The sequence below is a fragment of the Parapedobacter sp. GCM10030251 genome (assembly GCF_042666505.1).
Taxonomy (GTDB): Bacteria; Bacteroidota; Bacteroidia; order Sphingobacteriales; family Sphingobacteriaceae; genus Parapedobacter.
The window spans coordinates 1,047,494-1,068,535 of the sequence record NZ_JBHTDN010000001.1; the positions used below are offsets into that span (position 1 = coordinate 1,047,494).

Here is a 21,042-nt window from a genome sequence, read left to right on the forward strand (position 1 = left end):
GGTATGGGGAAGACAATCCAACTGATGGACACACGGCTCATGTTATTACCTGAAAGAGCTTTGCTGCTCCCCGAATACCGCACCTTGGTGGTTGCCGACTGGCATTTGGGCAAGGGGACACACTTTCGTAAGGCAGGTATTTTCATGCCGGTGTTGCCGGTTGATAAAGATCTGGTGCGCCTCCAGGCGTTGCTGGATAGATACGAGGTCGAAACCTTGATTTTTCTTGGTGATCTGTTTCACAGCGATTTCAATAGCGAATGGTTAGTGTTTGAACGGTTCCGAACCGCTAATCCATTTATACGGTTTATTCTTACCCGTGGCAACCACGATATTTTGCCGGATGATTTATTGGAAAACGCAGCGGTTGATGTGGTGTCCTCATATGCTGTTGCACCGCACATTCACTGCACTCATCACCCAGCAGGGGATGGATTTGCCGGACGGTTGAACATCGCTGGCCATGTTCATCCGGGATGTCTTATTCCCACAAAAGGGAAACAGGCTTACCGCTTACCGTGCTTTTATTTCTACAAGCAAATATTCGTATTGCCGGCATTTGGCATGCTGACGGGACTTCACATGGTACAGCCTGCACGCGGCGCGCGTATTTATCCAACGGTGGGCGACAAAGTGCTGGAATGGGTAGTTTGATTTTCCATTTTCCAAAACAATTGCAGCCATTCCCCGTAACTATTCATAGTAAAAGAGTTAAAAAGGAGGATTAATTATGGCTGATGAACTAAGAGATCGGAAAGTGGCAATTTTAACGACAGATGGATTTGAAGAAATCGAATTGACAAGCCCGCGGGACGCCATACAGATGGCGGGTGGAATCACCGATATTGTATCACCCAACCAAGATATTGTACGGGCCAAGAAAGGGAATGATTGGAGCCTTGATTTCGATGTGGATGTGCCGTTGGACCGGGCAAGCGTCGACGATTACGACGCGTTATTAATACCCGGTGGTGTGATCAATCCGGATAAGCTTCGCGTTAACGGGCAAGCATTGGATTTTGTAAGAGCTTTTTTTAATGCTGGAAAGCCGGTAGCGGCAATTTGCCACGGCCCGCAAGTACTCATTGATGCAGAAGTGGTGGAAGGCCGGAAGATGACGTCCGTAAAAAATATCAGCAAGGACCTGATCAACGCGGGGGCGCTTTGGGAAGATAGCCCCGTGGTGGTTGACCAGGGGCTGGTCACGAGTCGCACCCCGGATGACCTTCCTGATTTCAACGAAAAGGTTATCGAGGAATTTGCGGAGGGAAAACACGCGGGGCAGCATGCTTGATCGAAACTACAACGATCGGCAATGGATTCGATCACCCTGGCAGAAACTTTTTCGGCCGGGGTGATTATGCACGATAACCTATAAAGCTTTTTTTATTGCTGCTTCAATCTTTTCTGTATTGAACCCTAATGAGACATAAGCGACTTTTCCGGCTCGGTCAACTAAAATTATGGTGGGATAACCATAGATTCCGATTTTATCAGCCAATGCCTGACCGTCATACAGCATTCTGTAGGCAGGGCTTTCGCGGTTATAAAAAAATGTGACATCATCTTTTGCTTCGTATGCATTTATACTTAAAATCTCGATCTGTTTTCCGTATTTTTCCTGTAACGCTTTGAGTTCTGGAAAGGCGGCCAAGCAGTATCCGCAGTTTTTAATCCAAAATTCGACAAGTATCATTTTTCCTTTGAAATCGCTGGATGTAAGGGTATCCGTGGTTTGTTTCTTGATTTCGGGTAGCTTCCAATTCGGCAACGCATGTCCAACGGATATCATTGGCTTTTGGGCCTCATCTTTTAACGGTTTATAGCCATTATAACTCGAAAAAAACCAAGAATTTTCCGTAGGTTCCATTGGATCGGTATTAATATTTGTAAAAACAGTTTTGGTATAATAACGATCGTTTTCAATGCTGTTACTGTCGAATACGATATAAGGAAGATAAGTCATTTTGTCGACAATCAACGTATAAAAACGTGTGACATCAGACTTCAAACCCCAAACGCCTTTAGGAAAATCCAATGTCTTTTTATATAATTCAAATTTTATCAGATAGTACGACTTGTTATCGATTAAAGTATCTTGGATAGACTTTGGTATCGAATCGTTGGCTATTAGCAACGGCAATGCAACACGAAGCGTTGTAATTGAGTTATGGAGCAGTGTCAAATTTCCCAGTTTATTTATTGTGGCTTTTTGTAGATCAATCGTACAGTCTTTGTGGTTTAAAAGGAAGTACTCTGTTCCATTGTAGACTTGGAAAGCGTCTGTGGAATAAAGCTGAAATCTGGAAACGTTTCCCTCTTTGTTTGGATGATACTCAAAATAGGAATCCCCTGAGTTTTTCACAAAATCATTACTCCTGATATTGCTAATTTCTCGATGGCTTGAGTAAGAAATCCGTTTAAGGTTGTTCAATGTTTCACAGGTCTTTTTTAATACATCTGTCGCTTCGAATGTTCGTTGCGCATTTGTGACATTCATGAACACTAAAGTTAGGATAAGAAGGATTGGATATTGCTTCATTGTCTTTTCTGTACTTTTCTTTAAAAATAATGGGTACCGACTTTCATGTTTTTTCTTTTAGACAAATGCGTAAAATAATTAGACAGGAACACGTGAATGGCCATTGGTCGAAAAAACGAAGCCTTTTGTCGAAATACCTTCCGTACCAGAAATTAGCTTTGAAAATTATTTTTACCTTGTGGCTATGTCTAAGAGTCCGTTGGTTGGCTTTTCTAAGTATACAAAGATAGAGGTAGTATTTTTTCTAACCTATTTTTTTGGTTTTCGTATACTGACAGATCTAGAATACAATTTCTGGGAAGAACAATATACGGGCCTTTCCTGGAAGGATATTGAGTCCGTTTTGGCTTTTGGAACGGCAGCTTTGCCTGCTTTTCTTTTGTTCTATAAGGGCTTGCACTCTTGTATTCAAAAAAGACGTGTTTGGACATTTGTGATTCTCGTCATACTGTTTTTAGTCGGATATGGTTTCTATCAAAAGGCAGTTTATTTCCTGTATGCCCGTATTGATTTTTTTTCAGAAGAGTTTCGACGTAGCGTTTTAAGGTTTTATGAATCACAATCGATAGGTTACAGTTTTGTTTATGTATTTCGCGAGATGTTGGTAATCAGTGCTTTGTCTTATTTTGTTCACTCTTTAAGACAAAGTGAACAACTCAACAGCTTGAGAGAGGATCAATTAATTTCAGAACTTAAGTATCTGAAAGCTCAATTGCAGCCCCATTTTTTTTTCAATACGTTAAACAACATCTACGGATTGGCGCTAGAAGGTTCGAAAGATACGGCCCCCATGGTAGGGAAATTAGCCGAGATGATGCGTTATATTCTTTACCGCGCCCAAAACCCGATGGTACCTTTGCGACAGGAAATTTCTTTTTTGAAAAGTTATGTGGACATCGAACGTCTCAGACATACAAACCGAGCTTCAATAGAGATAGATATGCAAGGAGACGTTGAAGGGGTACTTGTAGCCCCGTTGATTTTTTTACCTTTCGTGGAAAACGCATTTAAGCACGGAATCAGTAACACCGTGGATCGTTCGTTTGTGAGCATCGTGTTCATATCATTTGGTGGAGAACTGCATTTTCAAGTAATGAATAGCAAGATATCCAGTTCGGTTATGACCGAAAGCAAGGGAGGAATTGGACTGTATAATGTGAAACAACGATTGACCTTGTTGTATCCAAAACGGCATACCTTGGCAATTGTAGACGAAGCGGATTTTTTTCTAATAAATTTGACATTGTCGTGAAACGCATAGACTGTATCATCGTAGATGACGAACCCATTGCCATTTCAATTTTAGAGAAACACATTATTCGCAATGGCGAGCTACAGCTGCTGGCAAAATGTCCCAACGCATTGGAAGCATTTGATGTACTACTTACCAAACAGGTAGATTTGATGTTTCTTGATATTAGGATGCCATCCATTAATGGCATTGATTTCCTGAAATCACTTAAACATCCGCCGAAGGTTATCTTCACAACGGCATTCTCTGAACATGCCATTGATGGTTATGAGTTGGACGCCGTTGATTTCTTGCTGAAACCCATTACCTATGAACGTTTTTCAAGGGGCATCGAGCGCTTCCTGCATAAGTCGCCATTAAAAGAGCCGGAAGAAAAAAAAGATTATTCATTTTTCAAAATATCCGGCCAATTGGTTAAGATTTTCCACCGAGATATCTATTATGCCCGGTCGGTTAAAGACTACATCCAACTGCGGACGAGCAAAGGTAATTTTATGACTTACATGACCATGAAGCAATTGGGGGGTACATTACCATCCGATTCGTTTGCTCGGGTGCACCGCTCATACATGGTTAATCGAATACATATCGATGTAATGACAAAAAATAGTTTAATAATAATGGGCGATTGCATTCCGATAGGGAAAATTTACCGCTCAGCTTTTTACGGTTAGCAGATACCGGCTTTCAATGAGTGGCCTTTACTGCCATTTTTAGGATAAATACTTTTTCACTGGCGGTAATAAAAAGCAAATCCCGGTTTGGCCCGCCGAAACAGACATTGGCGGTCCAGTTGGCAGGAATATCAATATGTTCAATTTTCTGACCAGCGGGGTTATACACATCAATGCCTTTGCCGGTAAGGTAAATGTTGCCTTCGGCATCGATGGTCATTCCATCGGATCCTTGGGAAGCAAATAGCTGTTTATCAGCTAACGTGCCGTTGGCCTGGATCGCATAGCGATAGATTTTGCTGTCTCCAATATCCGCGACATAGAGGAATTTGCCATCCGGTGTGCCAATAATACCGTTCGGTTGCTTGAATTGGCTATCTAAACGTGTTACCCGACCGTCGTTATACACATATAGAGCTCGGTTGTGCATTTTGGGTGAAGTGCGTGTCCAATAATCCCGCTGATAGTAAGGATCCGTGAAATAGATCATTCCCGACGGCGATACCCACACGTCGTTGGGGCCATTGAAGAGGGAGTCTTTGTAATTGACCGCTAACTTCTGGACCTGTTTGTCCATTCCGATCCGCCACAACTCATAGTGTTCATCCGCACAAGCAATCAGGTAGCCCTCCCGATCAAAATACAGGCCATTTGCCCGGCCAGCTGGTTCCATGAAAACGGAAAGCGTTCCGTCCGTTCCGTATTTCCATATGCGGTTATTCGGCTGGTCCGTAAAGAAGACGTTTCCCATTGCATCTGCGGCGGGGCCTTCAGTAAACTTAAAATGATCAGCAATCAGCTGTAGTTGGGCGCCGGATTCTACTACTTGGGCGTTCACTGCGAAGCCTGTGAAAGTAGCTAGTAAGACAATCAGCGTATAATTTTTCATCTGGTTAAATTTTGCTCTTTATCGGTGATGAAGCTTGCGTGAGCTATTTTATTCGCGTTCACTTCTGAGCGGTAACTCATGCAGGTTTCCTTGTTATTCAAATTATTCGGTTGCCAAAATCATTCAATCACTTTAAAATCGGTACGGCGATTGAGCTGCCTGCCGTCCTCCGTCTCGTTACTGGCAACGGGTTGCGATTGACCGTACCCCTTGTAGGTCAAGCGGGACGCGGCAATGCCTGCGTGAATCAGGTAATCACGTACCGCCTTCGCCCGGTTTTCTGATAACGTCTGGTTGTGTGTTTCACTGCCCGTGTTATCGGTGTGCCCACTGATTTCCACCCGTACGGTGTTATTCAGATTCAGAAATTCTACGAGGTTATCGAGATCGATTCTGGATTTTGGAAGCAGCTCGTAGCGATCAACATCAAAGAAAATATTGTTAAGTGTACCCGTACTGCCGACTTTGATACGGGATAGGGCAATACGGATTTCATAAGCATCGTTGATTTTGGTACTGTCGTCAAGCGGGTAATTTTCGGAGAAAAACAGATACCCAGGCTCTTTGATATGCAAAGCATAAGTTTTCCCAAAGGGTAGGGGAGCTAGAAAAGAACCATCTTCGTAATCCGCCTGTTCATTATACACAACCCGACCGGCGACGATATCGGTCAGTGTTACGCTTGCCTGAATCGGCGATTCATTTTCCGCATCTACAATCATTCCCTTCAGGTATGCTACCGGGTGAGGGCGCACCGCCTGGGGTAGATCAAACGCATAGATATCCAATCCGCCTATTGCATCTTCTCTGCGTGTCGAAAAGAAAGCTTGTTTGCCATTCATACTTACCGTGAGGGCACTTTGCTCGTGGTGATCGTTGATGGGATAACCGAGATTGACGGGCTCCTGCCACCTGTCGGCACTATCCAATTGGCTTCGGAAGATGTCTTTATTCCCAAATCCCGGCCACCCGTCTGAGGCAAAGTAAAGCGTGCGGTTATCGGCATGGATATAGGGCGAACTCTCGTCATAAACGGTATTGATCGTCGGCCCCAAATTCTGTGGCTCGCCCCATTGTCCGTCGCTCTGAAGTGTCGATTTCCAAATGTCATAACCGCCTTGTCCGCCGCGCCGATTACTCACGAAATAAAGCGTACGTCCATCTGCAGCGAGTGCTGGCTGCGCTTCCCAACCGCCACTATTTACCGGGGCTCCGAGGTTATGTGGAGCCCCCCAACGGTCTCCTTCCCGTCGGGACACATAAATATCGCAGCTTCCCCTGCCATCTGGTCGGTTGCATCCAGTGAAAAATAAATATTTGCCATCGGGAGAAATGCAGTGGGCGCCTTCGTTGTATAGCTCAGAGTTGATATCCCCCTGTAAAAGCCGCGCTGTCTGCCATTCTCCGGTGCTATCTTGGGTGCTTTCGTAAAAATTCTCACGGTTGTTTTCCTTGCGTGTGAAAATAATGTTACGGTAATCTGCGGTGAGCCGCGGAAAATATTCGTCATAAGTGCTGTTGATCGCCGGTCCTGGATTGTGCGGACGGAACAATTGCGGTCGCTTGAGTGCCTGAAGGCTAAATTGACAATCCGCTATGTATTTCATGGTAAGCCGTCTACTTGCTGCATTCAACCCGGGTGTAGCCACGTATCGTTGGAAGGGCAACAGAGCTTCCTGATATTGCCCCGTGTGAAGGAGACTTTCTCCCAATCCAAACCAAGTGAGGGTTGTCAATGTCGAATCCAACCGGATAACGTGGTTGTAATTCGCGGCAGCTTTGATATAATTATGTTGCTTGCGATAAATGTCACCAAGTTGTTGATAGGCCGCTGCAAACCCACCATCCAGGGCGATAGCGGATTCCAGCGAAGCGATGGCTTGGTCATACTGATGGTTTCTCAATTGGCTGCCCGCCTTTTCGAATGCTGCCTGCGCCCGTTTGTTTGATGACCGTGGTTGCGTATACCCTAAAAAGCAAAATAGCATATTGCATAACATACAGATATATAGGAACCTTAGCATAATATGCGGTTATTTTCCTTTAAGTTCCCTGAGCAATTTTTTGCTTTCCGCACCCAGCGCCAACCGGCCACTGATGGTTGCCTGTTCATAGAGCAGCCTGGACCAATGTTCGGTACCTCGCCACAAGGTTTGCTTAAGCGCGGTGAGCGCTTCCTGGCTTTTATCCATTAAGGATTTACAAAACTGCTGGACGGCACCGTCCATTTCAGCCATCGTTGGGAATACCGACTGGATAAGTCCGCGTTGCAGTGCCCACTGGGCGTCGAAAAATCGTGTGGGATTCAGCGAAAGCTGTGTGAACGCCGATATGCCTATTTTGCGTTCCAAAGCAGGTGCAATGACAAAAGGGCCGATGTTGATGCTCACTTCACTGAGCTTCACAGCCGCATGTTCGGTTGCCATGCAATAATCACACGCTGCGATCAGTCCGACGCCGCCGCCTACCGCCTTTCCTTGCACCCGACCGATGACCAGTTTCGACGATGTACGTATTGCGTTAATTACATCGGCAAACCCCGAAAAAAAAAGCGTTCCCGTTTCCGCATCGGTTATGGCAAGTAGTTCATCAAAACTTGCGCCCGCACAAAAAGTTCCTTTGCCCGCGCTTTGTAGCAGGATAAGTCGCGTATCGGAGTGGTTACCGGCAGATTGAATTTGTCTGCTCATTTCTTTGAGCAAATCCAATGGCAACGAATTGTGAGCGGGATGTCCAAACGTTATCGTTGCGAGGCCATCGCCGCTGATTTCCGTCTTTACAAATCCTGAATCCATGCCTGTCAAACATACTTATTTCCGAATTTTTCCCTGACGTCGGCGACAATTTGCTTGACACCCTGCTCCTGATCCTTAGGACAAATCATGAGTGTATCGTCCGACTGAACAACAATAAAATTATGCAATCCCTTAACAATAACTAACTTATTGTTGGGCGCGTGGATCATGCAATTCGACGAATCGTATACGATCACATGTTCGGATGAAGTAGATACATTGCCCAGATAGTCTTTTTCTGCGATTTCATAAATCGAAGCCCACGTACCTAAGTCTGACCAACCGAAGTCGGCCGGTAGCACATACACGTTGTCGGCCTTTTCCATAATGGCAAAGTCAATCGAGATGTTGACACAGCGAACGAAGGCTCCGGATATAAATTTTGCTTCCCGGTCGGAGTTATATACCTCGCTGCCTTCCCTAAACACCTCATTCATCTCCGTCTGGTATTTATCGAATGCCTGGATGATCGATTTGACGGACCAGATGAAGATGCCTGCATTCCAGAGGAAATCACCGCTTTGAAGGAACGTTTTGGCGAGTTCCAGATTGGGCTTTTCCGTAAATGTCTTTACCTTTTTTAATCCCGGTACCGTTGCGCTTTTTCCGTACTGAATATAACCATAGCCCGTATCGGGCCGGGAAGGTTTAATGCCCAATGTAATCAGCCAGTCATTGCTCTCGGCACACTTCAATCCCTTGGTGATGTCGTCGATAAACACATCGGTTTCAAGGATCAGGTGATCTGCTGGGGCGATGACCATCGTTGCATCCGGATTCAATTGTTGTATCTTATGACTCGCATAAGCGATACAGGGTGCTGTATTGCGCATGATGGGCTCCAAGATAAGTTGCTGTTCAGATAACTCCGGCAACTGCTCCCGTACCAGACCTGCATAAGATTCATTGGTGGCCACGAAAATATTTTCCTTCGGTACAATTTTACGGAAGCGGTCGTACGTTGCCTGAATAAGCGTTTTTCCCGTACCCATCATGTCAATGAACTGTTTGGGTAATTGTGTGCGACTCACGGGCCAAAAGCGGCTTCCGATCCCACCGGCCATAATTATGGCATAGTAATTCTTCATGTATGGTTCCTTTCAGTTTTCAGCAGTCCGCTGTCAACTATCAGCGTTTAATTTATCTGTTTTTTGGTTTCAAACGTTAAGCCATTGGGGCAAATATGCAAAATTTGTGGCAATCTGTGTGTCATCTGCGTTCGATTTAAATGATGCCTTCTTTCAATAAGTCATGTAAATGTATGATCCCGTCGTATAATTGATTGTGTAACACCAAAAGTTGCGTAATGTTGTTTTTTCGCATGATGTCAAACGCATGTACGGCCAGTTCGTTTCTGTCAATGGTTTTGGGCGTTCGCCCCATGATATCCTGGGCGGCAAGTTGACCGATGTGCGTGTGGTTTTCCAACATGCGTCGGATGTCTCCGTCGGTGATAATGCCGACTACTTGTGTACCGTCGACTACGGCAACGGCGCCCAACCGGTGTTGGGTGATGGATATGATAACTTCCCGCACGGTGGCCTCGGGGCGTACCGAGGGTTTGCTGTTCTGTGTAGCCAGATCGGAAACCTTTAGGTACAGGCGCTTGCCCAACGCTCCGCCCGGATGATAGCGTGCAAAATCGCGATCACTGAACTGGCGGCATTCCAGCAAACAGATCGCAAGCGCATCCCCCATTGCCAATTGGGCGGTTGTGCTGGTAGTAGGCGCTAGGTTATGCGGGCAGGCTTCTTTTTCAACGGTTGTATCCAAAATGTAGTCGGCGTGATCAGCCAGGTAGGATTGTGTATTCCCCACCAACGCCACCAGCCGGTTGGATGTTTGGCGTAGCAAGGGAACCAGTACCTTAATTTCGGGTGTGTTGCCACTTTTCGAAACGGCAATGACCATGTCGTCCTGTTGGATGATGCCGAGATCTCCATGTATGGCATCGGCAGCATGCATAAAAATAGCAGGTGTGCCCGTAGAATTCAGCGTGGCCACAATTTTTTGAGCAATGATTGCACTTTTGCCCACTCCGGTCACAACGACTCTCCCGCGAAGCGCAATAATATCGTTTACGACGGCAATGAAATCACTATCAATCCGTTCGGTTAATTTGTTCAAAGCATCCGCCTCTTGCTTTAGTACACTTGCTGCGATATTTTTGATTTCGGAATTGCTTTTCACAAATATATTTTCTAATTTTAGATACTGATATGCGCAAAAATATGTTATTTTGGGCATTCTTTGATAGGAGTCTATCTAATTTTTGCGAAAGGCGCAATGGAAATAGAGAAAAGATTATTTGATAATTTACAGGAATTTTTTGGATTTGACACATTTAAGGGTGATCAAGAAGCGATCATCACCAATATCTTGCAAAAGAAGGATACATTCGTCATCATGCCCACAGGTGGCGGGAAGTCCATTTGCTACCAATTGCCCGCATTAATGAGCGAAGGGACGGCGATTGTTATTTCGCCGCTGATTGCATTGATGAAGAATCAGGTCGACCAACTCCGTTCATTTGGCGGTGATGACAGCATCGCCCATTTTTTAAACTCTTCTTTAAACAAAAGCGATATAACCCGCGTAAGGCAAGACGTAATGGCCGGTAAGACCAAATTGCTTTATGTAGCACCCGAGTCGCTGGCCAAAACCGAAAATGTTGAATTTTTAAAACTGATCACCGTATCGTTTGTAGCGGTTGACGAAGCCCATTGTATTTCGGAATGGGGGCACGACTTCCGTCCGGAATATCGTAAAATCCGGTCGGTTATCAATTCGATTGGCAGCAATATTCCCGTAATAGCACTAACTGCTACGGCAACACCCAAGGTGCAGTCCGATATCCGCAAAAATCTGCAGATGAATGACGCGACGCTATTCAAGTCTTCGTTTAACCGCCCCAACCTGTATTATGAAGTACGGCCGAAGCGCAACGTCGTGAAGGAAATTGTGCGATTCATCAAAAACAATGCAGGGAAATCCGGAATTATCTATTGCCTCAGCCGTAAGAAGGTGGAAGAAATAGCGGAAGTGCTTAACATCAATGGGATCAAGGCACGTCCATACCACGCTGGGCTCGATGCGAAGACAAGGGCCGAGACACAGGACAAATTCTTGATGGAAGATGTGGAGGTGATCGTCGCAACGATAGCTTTTGGTATGGGAATCGATAAGCCCGATGTTCGGTATGTCATACATCACGATATCCCGAAGAGCATGGAAGGCTATTACCAGGAAACGGGACGTGCGGGGCGTGACGGAGGCGAAGGATATTGCCTGGCATTCTATTCAGAAAAAGACATCGAGAAACTGACTAAGTTCATGAAGGACAAACCGGTTTCAGAGCGGGAGATCGGTACCCAGATTCTCAAGGAAGTAATTGACTATTCGGAATCTTCGGTATGCAGACGGAAACAGATCCTTCACTATTTCGGCGAGAATTTTGACGAGACGGGCTGTAACAGCATGTGTGATAATTGCGGCAGCCAGCAAACGCAATTTGATGCAGAGGGCTCGTTGTTGAACGTGCTGAAATTTATTCAGGAACAGGGCGAAAAGTTTGACGACCACCACATAATTAATGTGTTTGTTGGCCAAAATAACCAACCTATATCGTCTTATAAGCACGATGTACATCCCATGTTTGGCAGCGGAAAGGAACACGGCGTCATCTATTGGAAGTCGTTAATCCGGCAGGCTGTGCTAAATAATTTTCTTGCAAAAGATATTGACCATTATGGGTTGTTAATGTTGACCGAGTCGGGTAAACGGTTTATCGAGAATCCGTATGGTATCCGTTTTATTTTGAATAAGCCGATGGAAGCTGCGACCGAAGACGGTGGGGACGAACCGACACAACAGGGGGGAGGCGCCGTGGATACGCAGTTGCTGAAGATGCTGAAAGATCTGCGAAAGAAGATCGCCAAACAAAAAGGATTACCCCCGTTTGTCGTGTTTCAAGACCCTTCGTTGGACGAGATGTGTACACATTATCCAGTGACCATCGATGAACTGAAGCAAATACATGGCGTAGGGGCCGGCAAGGCGCTGAAATTCGGCAGCCAGTTTGTGGAACTCATCAAACAGTATGTAGAAGAAAATGAGATCGACCGGCCACAGGATCTGGTAATCAAAGGTACAGCCAATAAATCTGCCTTGAAAGTCTCTATTATCCAAAACATCGACCGGAAAATCGGTTTGGAAGACATTGCGCACTCAAAGGGAATCACTTACGAAGACCTGTTGAAGGAGGTTGAATCCATCGTTAACTCCGGAACGAAGCTTAACCTCGGATATTTCGTAGACGAAATTATTGACGAAGATCGTCAGGATGAAGTATTCGATTATTTCCGCAGTGCCGAAATAGACTCGATCGATCAAGCGCTTCGCGACTTGGGTCCCGAAGACTATACGTATGAAGAAATCCAGCTGATGCGGATCAAATTTATGTCGGAGTTAGGGAATTGATTTCCGGCACCTGGTACCCAACAATTATTAACGAATAAAATAATGCAACATACTGTACCTGGTATCAAGCATGCTGATTCTGCAAATTTTTTCCTGATGGCAGGTCCGTGTGTGATCGAGGGGGAAGACATCGCTATGCGCATTGCTGAGCGTATCGTATCCATTACCGACCGACTGGATATCCCCTACATTTATAAAGGTTCCTATCGCAAGGCCAATCGTTCGCGCGTGGATTCTTTTACCGGAATCGGCGATGAAAAAGCTTTAAGCATTCTTCAGAAAGTGGGTCGCTCGTTTGGTATTCCTACGGTTACGGACATCCACGAGAGCCATGAAGCCGCCGTAGCAGCGGAGTACGTTGATGTGCTGCAAATACCGGCTTTTTTGTGCAGACAGACGGAGTTGCTTGTAGCTGCGGCAAAAACGGGCAAAACCGTAAACATAAAGAAAGGTCAATTTCTGTCAGCAGGCGCTATGCGGTTTGCCGTCGATAAAGTAAAAGACGCGGGTAACGCGCGTGTATTGCTAACCGACCGGGGAAATTCCTTCGGTTACCAAGACCTGATTGTCGATTTCAGGGGAATACCCGAAATGCGAACGTTTGGTGTACCGGTTATTATGGACTGCACCCACTCGCTGCAACAACCCAATCAATCTTCAGGAGTCACCGGCGGACGGCCCGAACTTATTGAAACAATCGCAAAAGCCGCAATAGCGGTTGGCGCGGACGGTTTGTTCATTGAAACGCATCCCGACCCGGCCAATGCCAAATCTGACGGAGCAAATATGTTGCATTTGGATCTGTTGGAAGAGTTATTGGTTAAATTAGTGCGTTTGCGTGCCGCTTTGTGATTGGTTGACCAAAGCCGACATCTCCATTAGCTTTTCCAAAGCAGCAATTGTTTTCTGCTGAGCCACAATCACCTGATTCAACGACTCAATTGTCCGTTCGTAGTTGAGTTGGTTTAATGACAAAGCGTTGGTCAACGACGGCTGTGTCTGCACAGGGTCGTGTTTGCCTCCTAGCATATCCCCTCTCCCGGTTAATACCCAATCAGCATTAAGGTCAGGATATGTTTTTAGTATATTCTCTAATTTGTCAATCCCTATGGTTCGATTTTTTTTTAACTGACCACCAAAGGAGCCATTGGAAAGTCCTACAGACTTTTCAAAAGAGCTTATTTTAATCCCCTTATAGTCAAGATAATCCTTAATTCGTTTTAATGGATTCAACATGTGAGCAAGTCATGAAAATTTTCTATTGAATTATTGTATGTAGAAAATATTCTATATATTAGTGGCGTCTATCGTCGTTTTTTAATAAAATTGCCTATGAAAACACAAATATAACTTTTGATAAATTCTGTTTCGTTATACCATAAATAATGCCAAACAGAAATCGATCGTCCATGGAAATACATACTAAACTAATCAGCGTTGACTAGAATTAATTAATCATCGATAAACCTTACTATGATGTAACTCTTAATATTCACCTATTACCTTTCAACCTTTAAGTCCACGGCTTTAGCAGCGGTAGCTAGGTAATGCCAGCAAGTTAAAATTAATATCTCTTGCCATCTATACTATTTTTTGTTCAGTTCATTCATATACCAGTTTGTTTGTGGTTTGGGTAAAAAAAGCGATTTCCGTCATAACGTCGGCGTGTCGGTTGGCGCCGGGAATGGCTATCGTCCTGCCAATGTTCATCGCTGGCAACGTCCATGCACAGCAGGTGCATACGTACCAGGCTTTCATGCCGGGGAATTCTCGAGCGAAGACATTTTCTACGTTTTTTCCGACAGCGTCGCCCACCCAGATCGGTGGAAGTCGGTGGGTGAGTCCGACGTTGACAATCAGGGCTAATGTAACCGAATTGGCCACGAGTACGTTGAATATCGGAGTTGAACTGTTCTCGGAAAGCCGGTTCAGTGTTAGTCTCCCTGTCAGTTACAATCCTTGGACGTTTAACAGCAACAAAAAAATCAAGCACCTGGCTTTTCAGCCCGAGTTCCGATTATGGTTTGGAGAAACCTTTCGCGGCTCGTTTATCAACGTACAATCGTTCGTTGGCGTTCAATTACATTACCTGTATTACAATACAGGGGGAATTGCGATTCCTTTTAACATGTTTCCCGATTCCGAAAATACCCGTTATCAGGGGCAAGGGGCCGGGGGAGGCATTACCTACGCGAATCAATTTGGCTTAGGGGGTAGATGGCGGGGTGAAATCGGGACGACACTTGTTTTTTCGTATCTCTGGTACGATAGTTACGAATGTCAGACCTGTGGAGCCTTCAAGGGCTCGGGTACAAGACGGTACCTCGGACCAGGTAAGTCGTCGCTATCCATTGTATACTTGACGGCAATTTATGCACTTTATTAGTTCCACATATTTACTAACTCAAACAATCAAATGTTAAACAATTAATTTACTTATGAAAACTAGACAATTATTAACTCTGTCGCTAATCGGATTGGTACTGAGCGCTTGTAACAAACTTCAACATGAAAATCCCGATGTTGCCGGCCCCAAAGGAATGCCGGCTAAACTAAAGTTGTCATTGACATTGCCGAACATCATACAGACCTACGCCGGCGAGTCCGATCCCAATGCAACTATTTCGGAGACTGAAATTGATTACGTGGATGTGTTCGTTTATGACGATGGAGATGGGTTTGGGCTTACCTACAAACGTTATACAGCTGCTGAAGTTGGCGTCGGTACGGTCCCTTTTCCTAATCTCCGGGAAATTACACCTACACTTGATGTCCGAACCGGTAGGAAGCAAATATATGTAGGGGTAAACCTTCCGGATGAAATCGTTGATAGACTTAAGACCGGCCATTACGTAAATGAAGTATTTTCAAGTATCAATTTTGTGAATGCAAATGGAAATATTGCCTTTTTTAACGCAGATATTGATGACGACGGCACTCATAACAATAGCAAACATATCTTTAATATTGTTGAAGGCGGAACCAATGAGGTTACCATAGAAGTAGCGCGATTGGTTTCTAAAATTATCGTTAAACAAGCAGCGGATCTACTTACCGTGGATGCTTCTGGAGGTACGCTCTCCGATTTGCAATTTACCATCGGCCAACGTAACCAAGTTGCCTACGTTCTGCCCTTAATACATAAAGCGGGCGACGAACCTGCCGATCCAAATTACTTAAATGGTTCGGCTGCTGCTGCTTTGCAACTTGCTCTCGTAAATGACGCATCGTACGTTCCGGTTAATGCGGCATCAGTAACGAACTGGGCGGATGATGCTACGCAAAAAGTATATGCTCCCGAAAACACGATTGATGACGCAGGTGGAGCAGCCCAGCACAATGATGTAACGTATGTGAGTGTCAGGGCAAAGTTTGAACCCAATCAGTTTGAAGATCCTGCCGACCAGCCAGCCCTTTGGGACGGTACGTTCTACGCCGTATTTACCGGAAATGACGACGAGGATGGTATTGGACAGCGCTATTTTTACGACGAAGATAATGCGATTGCATATGTCGCCGCCAACCCAGCAATCGCCGCTCCAACGGTTCACACCTATACCAGCGGTTACTGCTATTACCGCATATACCTAAATCAGGGTGGAAACTATGGTCTTTACCGAAATAATATTTATGTCGCCACAATAACACACATCAATACAATCGGCACTAGTGGTCCGGATGTGTTGCCGGGATCTCTTAACACGCCAACTTATCCCGGTGCGCCCATACCTGAGGTCAATCCGGTTATTACACCATCGGATCGCATTGTGCCTATTGTAAGAGAACCTCTGACTACTTCATTGAGCTTGGTGCCTTGGAACCTGCCTGCACCGAGCGACTACGAACTATATTAATAGCGAAGACACTGAAATATGGGTATGGCCTTGTCTACTTCAAAAAGACGGCCATACCCTTAACCGGGACCAGGCAAAGATACATTCATGGGCATCTTCTATCATTTCAGATTATGCGGTTGTATATGGCTAATACTAGCGTTTACAAGTTGCATCAAAGAAGCTATGGAATTTTGTCTGCCTCAAACGGTCCGGGTTGCTTTTACGTTTATTCGTTCCATAGATTGTGACGAAGCGGTAACTGCATTGGAAAATGTAAACAGATTGACGCTTTTCATCTTCGACGAAAATGGACTGTTTGTGCAGCGGCTGGACACGGCGTTTCTTGGATTCGCACACGAGATGGATGTGTCGTTGTTACCGGCCCCCAGCTATCGGTTGGTCGCCGTAGCGGGTTACGAGGAAGAGCAATTGACCGGAATTCCGCTTATTCCGGGAGTTACGTCTTTAAAAGAGGTAACGGTAGCCACTTATTTCGAACAACCGGATGGTATCTTGCGATCTGCTGAATACACGCTTTACCAAGGTGTCACCTCGCTTACCGTGTCGCCCGATACGCCGGAACAAACGCACATGATTACCATGATCCAACGGACAAAATCTTTAAATATCACAGCTGACGGACTCGACGGCAATGAAGATTACCAGGTCGTTTTAACGGGAAATGCTTCCCGATACACATTTGATAATAGACCGTTCTTTTTGACGGGTAATCCGCCAATCATTGTGCCCTTGATGGAAGCAGAGGATAACATCCTAATAGGAAAGTCACAGATTAATTGGCCCTTGAATCGTGAAGGACTATTTACCAGAATACAGGTCATTAACCCGGATACGGGCTTTAAGCTAATCGACGAGAATCTTCATGAATTACTTGAACGTGTACCCGGACTGGATACCGAATGCGCCTCCAGTTTTGATATCGGTTTTCTTTATACCGCAAATCTAAAAATAAGAATATACATCAACCAATGGCTGGTATCTGAGAAGGGTTATGAATTGCAATAACAGCTACTCGAAAAACTATAAGGGCTTATCCATGCATTTTATGGGGATGTCGTTGTGCATCCTTTTGCAATTCAGTTTTTTGTCGTCTTGTCGTAAATCCGACGACCACCGCATTCAATCCAGCGAAGAAGAAATCCCCGTTAGGTTCTCCGTACACATACCGATCGCTCAAACCGGCGTTAAGACATATGCCGACATGGAGGAAGAAATCAACGAGGTGGACGTGCTTGTGTTTAAAGTAGACAGTAAGGAGCGATTCAGTCATCGTAGTGTGGCCACCGAAATCGGACCGGGGACGGCTCCGGGTGAGATCTTTTTCCAAACGAGTTTACGAAAAGGAGAAGGAAATTATCGCTTGGTTGTCCTGGCAAACATGCGGCGACAATTAAATGCTTTTAACGTTCATATTGGCCAAACCAAAACCGATTTCGCCGAAAATCTAATCTATGAGAAAACGCCGGGAACACCATGGAATGCAGCGGTACCCATGTGGGGGGAATCCGTTGTAATCAATGGTATCGACGAAGGCACGGAGGTCCTCGGCGTTAACTTGTTACGTGGAATGGCGGTAGTTGATGTCATCAATCAAGTTGCTACGTCGGACTTTATACTTACAGATGTGTACGTTTACAATAGCAAGACTCGTGGGCTTGTCATTCCCAATTCATATAGCCCAAGCCTGCCAACTGGCGCTATTGGGAATGAAATCGTAGCCTATACGCCGGTTCCCGAATCGCCCAATGGCTTGATAAATTCGATTTATTTGTTTGAAGCACCGGCGGGTTCCGATTTGGGAACCCCTGACCTTAATGCTACCGCGTTGGTGGTAGGCGGTAAATTTCCCTCGTCTTCCGAGCCGGAGAGGAAATACTACTATCGGATTGACTTTAAAAATGACACCCATGATCTCGTGCCGATTTTACGTAATAATAGGTACATTATCAATATCGTAGCGGCGAACGGAACCTCGTTTGCAAGAGAAATGCCCGAAGACGCATTCAGCTCTCCGTCGCTACCGTTGAAGGGAGCCTTTAACAAGGGAAGGTCGTCCTTCTTTGGGACTCCGGGTTTCCAATACACGATTACTACGATCCATAAATAGGAGCAGAAAGCATGGCAGCATACTTTTTATACCGATTACATTTTATCGGAGCGTTTTTGAGCCTTTTCCTTTTTATATCATGCAGCAGAGAAGGCGATATAAAGCTTGGATCTGATTTACCTAATCGCACTATTTTGTATTATTTAGCGGCCGACAATAGCCTGTACGCAGAGGCCGACGAAAAAATCGGTGCCTTGCGTTCGGGTTTTCCCGGGCGTGGCAATAATTTGGTCATCTACAAAGATAGCCGTCACGGATCGCCGGAATTGCTTAATGTCTATGTTGATGCGACCGGTCAAAATCAAATACGTACCGTAAAAGTCTATCCTGAACGAAACAGTGCATCCGGTACCATCTTTCAATCGGTTCTGGACGATGTTGAACGCTTGTTTCCGGCAGCCTCCTACGGACTGATACTGTTCTCTCACGCCTCCGGTTGGTTACCCAAAGGTACCCTTGCTCGTCCTGAATCAGCTATTTTGCCGATGGACGTCGCTCCCATACAGACTTACACGATCGCAATGGATGGTTCAGATGAACTGGATCTGCAAGCGTTCGCAGCTTCGATTCCTGATCACTTCTTTGATTTTATCGGCTTTGAAGCCTGTTTTATGGCAGGTATTGAGGTACTTTACGAACTCAAAGATAAAACCGATTACATCTTTTCATCTTCTGCGGAAATCGTCTCACCTGGCTTTCTACCGATTTACCCCACCGCGTTACCATTGCTGTATCAGCCCCAACCCGATCTGGTTGGGTTCGCGAGATCGTATTTTGACTTTTGGAACGCGCAATCCGGCGATTATCGCTCTGCGACCGTGACCGTAGTCAATACTTCAGGCCTATCCGCTTTAGCAGCGTGGATAAGGCAACATGCGACCGGACCGGTTGCGACAGATGAATTTGCGGATATACAGCATTTTGACAGATATCCAAACCACCGTCTGTTTTTTGATTTCGTCGATTATTATGGTCGGAAAGTTGCGAGTTCGGAGCGTGCTGGGCTGGATTTGCTGCTTCGTACCATCGTTGTTTATCAGGCAGCTACGCCCTCATTTATTCCTGGCCAGCTGGGCTTCAGGATCGATGCCCACTGCGGCCTTACCACGTACATTCCGCAGGACTGGTTTCCCGGGCTCAATGATCGATATCGTGAGCTTACCTGGTGGAAATCTACAACACATGTTCCGTAGGTTTATCATAGAGTAGCCGTATAAAAATGACAAATCATGTTTTTTCCCAAAACAATCACCCGATACATCGATTCCCTTGCCTACCCTAAAAAGGGACTTAAGGTCTTAATTGTTAACGACTTCGCAACGGAGCGCCAGTTGCTTCTCGAGATTGCGCGGCACTACCTGCCCGAGTCGGCCACCAAGACCCTGAACTCGCATGAATTGACGGAAGAATTAAACCGACACGAACCCGCTTATGACCTCGTAATACTGGAAGCAGGTCTCGTACTAAATCCGGTGGACAGGACCTGTATCCGACAGCTCCGAACACGGCTTCCAGACGCGAAATTAGCCTTGTTTGCCGATCGAAGGGATTTACTTAAATTACAAACGATTCCGCAATTTTCGTCAATCGATATCCTTTTGACAAAATGCGCCACGGTGGAGGCTCTTGCTGAAAAACTATGTTTGACTTTTCAGGAACCAGGTAAGCGGTAAATAGAAGGCCGCTAACTGATAAATCCTTTCACGTACTGGCGGGTGAGCTCTTCTTTGGGATGAAGCAGCACCTCGTCCGTAGGTCCGAACTCAACAATTTCGCCCATGTATACAAAGATGATGTAATCCGAAATACGGCGTGCCTGACGTAGAATGTGTGTGACCAGCACGATGGTATATTGTTCCTTGAGCCGAACAAATAGATCTTCAATGGTGTGCGTGGATACGGGATCAAGTGCGGATGTTGATTCGTCGCCCAGAATAATTTCCGGCTCCACGGCCAAACCGCGAGCTAGACACAATCGTTGTTGCTGCCCAATGGAAAGCTTGTTCGCCGGTCCGTGTAAACGATCTTTCACTTCGTCCCATAAACCGGTATCTTTCAATTGCTTTTCGACGATCGAATCTAGTGTAGTTTTGTCCCGTATGCCGTGTATTCGAGGACCATAAGCTACGTTATCATAAATCGACATTGGAAGGGGATAGGGGCGCTGGGATAGCAATCCCATTTTTTTCCGGATGTGGGTCACTTCCGCCTGAGGTGCATAGAGATCCTCGTCATCTACCAATACACTTCCGGAGACCGTCACGTTAGCGGTGTCGTCCAACAGCCGATTGAATGTTTTTAATAGGGTGGTTTTACCGCATCCCGACGGACCGATGATGGAAGTCACACTTTTGTCCGGGATGCTGATATTGATGTTCTTTAAAATGTGATGTCCGTCAATATGAACATTCAGGTCCCTGACACGGATAAGTGGATGCTGCGTCATG

The 21,042-nt window shown here is 45.5% G+C and carries 20 protein-coding genes; 12 read left to right on the plus strand and 8 right to left on the minus strand.

All coding sequences use genetic code 11. The features are described 5' to 3' along the window. Nucleotides 1-3 precede the first annotated feature (3 nt). Together pdeM and ACFQRK_RS04675 are read left to right on the plus strand one after the other, a co-directional pair. Nucleotides 4-654 (plus strand): ligase-associated DNA damage response endonuclease PdeM, encoded by a 651-nt coding sequence (gene pdeM / locus ACFQRK_RS04670; RefSeq protein WP_379004141.1) that lies wholly within the window; start codon nucleotides 4-6, stop codon nucleotides 652-654. Between the two features lie 76 nt (nucleotides 655-730). Beyond that, the gene (locus ACFQRK_RS04675) at nucleotides 731-1,294 is read left to right on the plus strand and encodes a type 1 glutamine amidotransferase domain-containing protein (protein WP_379004144.1); all 564 of its coding nucleotides are present in this window, start codon (nucleotides 731-733) and stop codon (nucleotides 1,292-1,294) included. Nucleotides 1,295-1,372: 78 nt separating this feature from the next. Here ACFQRK_RS04675 and ACFQRK_RS04680 read toward each other — a convergent pair whose 3' ends face one another. Then, nucleotides 1,373-2,500: a TlpA family protein disulfide reductase gene (locus tag ACFQRK_RS04680; protein WP_379004146.1), complete on the minus strand. Its 1,128-nt coding sequence runs from the start codon at nucleotides 2,498-2,500 to the stop codon at nucleotides 1,373-1,375. A 226-nt stretch (nucleotides 2,501-2,726) separates the two neighbouring features. Here ACFQRK_RS04680 and ACFQRK_RS04685 point away from each other — a divergent pair, with 226 nt between their 5' ends. Further along, complete coding sequence (locus tag ACFQRK_RS04685) at nucleotides 2,727-3,794, plus strand: sensor histidine kinase (RefSeq protein ID WP_379004148.1); 1,068 nt, start codon at nucleotides 2,727-2,729, stop codon at nucleotides 3,792-3,794. After that, complete coding sequence (locus ACFQRK_RS04690) at nucleotides 3,791-4,468, plus strand: LytR/AlgR family response regulator transcription factor (RefSeq protein WP_379004150.1); 678 nt, start codon at nucleotides 3,791-3,793, stop codon at nucleotides 4,466-4,468. The genes ACFQRK_RS04685 and ACFQRK_RS04690 overlap by 4 nt, the downstream gene beginning before the upstream one ends. A 13-nt stretch (nucleotides 4,469-4,481) precedes the next feature. Here the strand turns inward: ACFQRK_RS04690 and ACFQRK_RS04695 are convergent, their stop codons facing one another. The 5 genes from ACFQRK_RS04695 to ACFQRK_RS04715 all read right to left on the minus strand — a co-directional run bounded on the left by ACFQRK_RS04695 (nucleotide 4,482) and on the right by ACFQRK_RS04715 (nucleotide 10,342). Further along, a complete protein-coding gene (locus tag ACFQRK_RS04695; RefSeq protein WP_379004152.1) occupies nucleotides 4,482-5,357 on the minus strand; it encodes an SMP-30/gluconolactonase/LRE family protein in 876 nt (291 codons plus the stop codon). 119 nt (nucleotides 5,358-5,476) lie between these two features. After that, nucleotides 5,477-7,381: an OmpA family protein gene (locus ACFQRK_RS04700; protein WP_379004155.1), complete on the minus strand. Its 1,905-nt coding sequence runs from the start codon at nucleotides 7,379-7,381 to the stop codon at nucleotides 5,477-5,479. A gap of 9 nt (nucleotides 7,382-7,390) precedes the next feature. Next, complete coding sequence (locus tag ACFQRK_RS04705; RefSeq protein ID WP_379004157.1) at nucleotides 7,391-8,152, minus strand: enoyl-CoA hydratase/isomerase family protein; 762 nt, start codon at nucleotides 8,150-8,152, stop codon at nucleotides 7,391-7,393. A gap of 5 nt (nucleotides 8,153-8,157) precedes the next feature. Beyond that, nucleotides 8,158-9,240: a mannose-1-phosphate guanylyltransferase gene (locus ACFQRK_RS04710; RefSeq protein WP_379004159.1), complete on the minus strand. Its 1,083-nt coding sequence runs from the start codon at nucleotides 9,238-9,240 to the stop codon at nucleotides 8,158-8,160. A 136-nt stretch (nucleotides 9,241-9,376) separates the two neighbouring features. Next, nucleotides 9,377-10,342: an SIS domain-containing protein gene (locus ACFQRK_RS04715; RefSeq protein WP_379004161.1), complete on the minus strand. Its 966-nt coding sequence runs from the start codon at nucleotides 10,340-10,342 to the stop codon at nucleotides 9,377-9,379. Nucleotides 10,343-10,438: 96 nt separating this feature from the next. Between ACFQRK_RS04715 and recQ the strand changes: the two genes are divergently transcribed. Both recQ and kdsA read left to right on the plus strand, forming a co-directional pair. Beyond that, nucleotides 10,439-12,631, plus strand: coding sequence for a DNA helicase RecQ (recQ, locus tag ACFQRK_RS04720; RefSeq protein ID WP_379004163.1), 2,193 nt, complete (start codon nucleotides 10,439-10,441; stop codon nucleotides 12,629-12,631). A gap of 96 nt (nucleotides 12,632-12,727) precedes the next feature. After that, nucleotides 12,728-13,483 carry a 3-deoxy-8-phosphooctulonate synthase gene (gene kdsA, locus ACFQRK_RS04725; RefSeq protein ID WP_379004165.1) on the plus strand — a complete coding sequence of 252 codons (756 nt, stop codon included), beginning with the start codon at nucleotides 12,728-12,730 and terminating at the stop codon, nucleotides 13,481-13,483. Here the strand turns inward: kdsA and ACFQRK_RS04730 are convergent. Next, on the minus strand, nucleotides 13,457-13,867 hold the full coding sequence (locus tag ACFQRK_RS04730) for a SlyX family protein (protein ID WP_379004167.1): 411 nt from the start codon (nucleotides 13,865-13,867) through the stop codon (nucleotides 13,457-13,459). The two genes, kdsA and ACFQRK_RS04730, sit on opposite strands and share 27 nt — an antisense overlap. Before the next feature lie 388 nt (nucleotides 13,868-14,255). Here ACFQRK_RS04730 and ACFQRK_RS04735 point away from each other — a divergent pair, with 388 nt between their 5' ends. The 6 genes from ACFQRK_RS04735 (at nucleotide 14,256) to ACFQRK_RS04760 (ending at nucleotide 20,268) form a co-directional block, all read left to right on the plus strand. Then, nucleotides 14,256-15,017, plus strand: coding sequence for a DUF3575 domain-containing protein (locus tag ACFQRK_RS04735; protein ID WP_379004169.1), 762 nt, complete (start codon nucleotides 14,256-14,258; stop codon nucleotides 15,015-15,017). A gap of 52 nt (nucleotides 15,018-15,069) precedes the next feature. Then, a complete protein-coding gene (locus ACFQRK_RS04740; RefSeq protein ID WP_379004170.1) occupies nucleotides 15,070-16,485 on the plus strand; it encodes an Mfa1 family fimbria major subunit in 1,416 nt (471 codons plus the stop codon). A 165-nt stretch (nucleotides 16,486-16,650) separates the two neighbouring features. Continuing rightward, nucleotides 16,651-17,493 (plus strand): FimB/Mfa2 family fimbrial subunit, encoded by an 843-nt coding sequence (locus ACFQRK_RS04745; protein WP_379004172.1) that lies wholly within the window; start codon nucleotides 16,651-16,653, stop codon nucleotides 17,491-17,493. Then, the gene (locus ACFQRK_RS04750) at nucleotides 17,480-18,595 is read left to right on the plus strand and encodes a FimB/Mfa2 family fimbrial subunit (RefSeq protein ID WP_379004174.1); all 1,116 of its coding nucleotides are present in this window, start codon (nucleotides 17,480-17,482) and stop codon (nucleotides 18,593-18,595) included. The genes ACFQRK_RS04745 and ACFQRK_RS04750 overlap by 14 nt, the downstream gene beginning before the upstream one ends. 134 nt (nucleotides 18,596-18,729) lie before the next feature. Continuing rightward, nucleotides 18,730-19,788 (plus strand): clostripain-related cysteine peptidase, encoded by a 1,059-nt coding sequence (locus ACFQRK_RS04755; RefSeq protein ID WP_379004176.1) that lies wholly within the window; start codon nucleotides 18,730-18,732, stop codon nucleotides 19,786-19,788. A gap of 36 nt (nucleotides 19,789-19,824) precedes the next feature. Then, nucleotides 19,825-20,268, plus strand: coding sequence for a hypothetical protein (locus tag ACFQRK_RS04760; RefSeq protein ID WP_379004178.1), 444 nt, complete (start codon nucleotides 19,825-19,827; stop codon nucleotides 20,266-20,268). 11 nt (nucleotides 20,269-20,279) lie between these two features. On the opposite strand, the gene ACFQRK_RS04765 is transcribed toward ACFQRK_RS04760, so the two are convergent. Then, the gene (locus ACFQRK_RS04765; protein ID WP_379004180.1) at nucleotides 20,280-21,041 is read right to left on the minus strand and encodes a phosphate ABC transporter ATP-binding protein; all 762 of its coding nucleotides are present in this window, start codon (nucleotides 21,039-21,041) and stop codon (nucleotides 20,280-20,282) included. Nucleotide 21,042: the final 1 nt, after the last annotated feature.

Excerpts from the sequence above, each read along its gene's own strand:
- pdeM (WP_379004141.1), top strand. The coding sequence starts at position 4 with ATGGGGAAGACAATCCAACTGATGGACACACGGCTCATGTTATTACCT.
- ACFQRK_RS04675 (WP_379004144.1), top strand. The coding sequence starts at position 731 with ATGGCTGATGAACTAAGAGATCGGAAAGTGGCAATTTTAACGACAGAT.
- ACFQRK_RS04680 (WP_379004146.1), bottom strand. The coding sequence starts at position 2,500 with ATGAATGTCACAAATGCGCAACGAACATTCGAAGCGACAGATGTATTA.
- ACFQRK_RS04685 (WP_379004148.1), top strand. The coding sequence starts at position 2,727 with ATGTCTAAGAGTCCGTTGGTTGGCTTTTCTAAGTATACAAAGATAGAG.
- ACFQRK_RS04695 (WP_379004152.1), bottom strand. The coding sequence starts at position 5,357 with ATGAAAAATTATACGCTGATTGTCTTACTAGCTACTTTCACAGGCTTC.
- ACFQRK_RS04700 (WP_379004155.1), bottom strand. The coding sequence starts at position 7,381 with ATGCTAAGGTTCCTATATATCTGTATGTTATGCAATATGCTATTTTGC.
- ACFQRK_RS04705 (WP_379004157.1), bottom strand. The coding sequence starts at position 8,152 with ATGGATTCAGGATTTGTAAAGACGGAAATCAGCGGCGATGGCCTCGCA.
- ACFQRK_RS04710 (WP_379004159.1), bottom strand. The coding sequence starts at position 9,240 with ATGAAGAATTACTATGCCATAATTATGGCCGGTGGGATCGGAAGCCGC.
- recQ (WP_379004163.1), top strand. The coding sequence starts at position 10,439 with ATGGAAATAGAGAAAAGATTATTTGATAATTTACAGGAATTTTTTGGA.
- kdsA (WP_379004165.1), top strand. The coding sequence starts at position 12,728 with ATGGCAGGTCCGTGTGTGATCGAGGGGGAAGACATCGCTATGCGCATT.
- ACFQRK_RS04730 (WP_379004167.1), bottom strand. The coding sequence starts at position 13,867 with ATGTTGAATCCATTAAAACGAATTAAGGATTATCTTGACTATAAGGGG.
- ACFQRK_RS04740 (WP_379004170.1), top strand. The coding sequence starts at position 15,070 with ATGAAAACTAGACAATTATTAACTCTGTCGCTAATCGGATTGGTACTG.
- ACFQRK_RS04745 (WP_379004172.1), top strand. The coding sequence starts at position 16,651 with ATGGAATTTTGTCTGCCTCAAACGGTCCGGGTTGCTTTTACGTTTATT.
- ACFQRK_RS04750 (WP_379004174.1), top strand. The coding sequence starts at position 17,480 with ATGAATTGCAATAACAGCTACTCGAAAAACTATAAGGGCTTATCCATG.
- ACFQRK_RS04760 (WP_379004178.1), top strand. The coding sequence starts at position 19,825 with ATGTTTTTTCCCAAAACAATCACCCGATACATCGATTCCCTTGCCTAC.
- ACFQRK_RS04765 (WP_379004180.1), bottom strand. The coding sequence starts at position 21,041 with ATGACGCAGCATCCACTTATCCGTGTCAGGGACCTGAATGTTCATATT.